The organism is Streptomyces sp. NPDC001220, from assembly GCF_053597895.1.
Map to the genome: position 1 here is coordinate 1 of NZ_JBSFJE010000058.1, position 1,353 is coordinate 1,353.

At 66.1% G+C, this 1,353-nt stretch carries 2 protein-coding genes; both read right to left on the reverse strand.

Annotated features, from left to right (window positions below; genetic code table 11):
- Nucleotides 1–929 (reverse strand): alpha-amylase family glycosyl hydrolase (locus ACWDGI_RS43610; protein WP_450768608.1); only part of this gene is annotated, 929 nt, incomplete at its 3' end.
- Nucleotides 926–1,353 (reverse strand): alpha-glucosidase C-terminal domain-containing protein (locus ACWDGI_RS43615; protein ID WP_450768609.1); only part of this gene is annotated, 428 nt, incomplete at its 5' end. The genes ACWDGI_RS43610 and ACWDGI_RS43615, both read right to left, overlap by 4 nt.

The following is a 1,353-nucleotide window of genomic DNA, read 5'->3' on the forward strand; positions in this document are numbered from 1 at the left end:
AGGATCTCGGAGACGGGGTAGCGGGACTCCCGGCGTACCGCCATGAAGATCCGCGGCATCACCGGGAAGTGGAACGCCATGTGGCACTCGTCGCCGCCCTTTTCGTAGTCGCCGAAGTAGTCGACCACGTCCTCGGGCCACTGGTTGGCCTCGGCCAGCAGCACGGTGTCCGGATACATCGCGTCGATCTCGCGCCTGACCCGCTTCAGGAACTCGTGGGAGGCCGGCAGGTTCTCGCAGTTGGTGCCCTCTTCCGCGTACAGGTACGGCACCGCGTCCAGGCGGAAGCCGTCGATGCCCAGGTCCAGCCAGAACCGGAGCGCGGCCAGGACCTCCTCCTGCACCGCCGGGTTCTCGTAGTTGAGGTCAGGCTGGTGGGAGAAGAAGCGATGGAAGTAGTACTGGCCGCGCACCGGATCGAAGGTCCAGTTGGAGACCTCGGTGTCGACGAAGATGATCCGCGCGTCCTGGTACTGCTTGTCGTCGTCAGCCCACATGTAGTAGTCGCCGTAGGGCCCGTCGGGGTCCTTGCGGGACTCCTGGAACCACGGGTGCTGGTCGCTGGTGTGGTTGACGACGAAGTCGATGATCACGCGCATGCCACGCTGGTGGGCGGCGTCGACGAACTCGACGAAGTCGGCGAGGTCGCCGAACTCGGGGAGTACCGCGGTGTAGTCCGAGACGTCGTAACCGCCGTCCCGCAGGGGGGACTTGAAGAACGGGGGGAGCCAGAGGCAGTCGACGCCCAGCCACTGCAGGTAGTCGAGTTTCGCGGTGAGGCCCTTGAGGTCGCCGATGCCGTCGCCGTTGCTGTCCTGGAAGGACCGGACCAGGACCTCGTAGAAGACGGCGCGTTTGAACCAGTCCGGGTCCCGGTCCTTTGCGGGAGTGTCCTCGAAGGTGTCCGGGACGGGATCGTTGACAGTCATGACGCGCTGGGCCCTCCGTTCGCTGGTGTCGGTCGCCCTGCCTGGAACACATGCGCCGGTGCCGTACCGGGTGTCAGGCGCACGTAGTTGGTCCTGCCCCACGAGTAGGTCTCACCTGTCAGTTCGTCCCGCACGGACAGGGCGGAGTTGCTGTCCAGGCCGAGTCGCGGCATGTCCAACGAGACCGTGGCCTCCTGGGTGTGGTGCGGATCAAGGTTGACGACCACCAGGACCGTGTCCGCCCCGGCGCGCTTGCTGTACGCGATGACGGAGTCGTTGTCGGTGTGGTGGAAGCTCAGGTCGCGCAGCTGCTGGAGCGCGGGGTGCCGGCGTCGGACGGTGTTGAGGCGGGTGATGAGGGGGGCGATGCCCTCGGTGTCGGCGCGGGTCCAGTCGCGGGGTTTGAGCTGGTACTTCTCGGAGT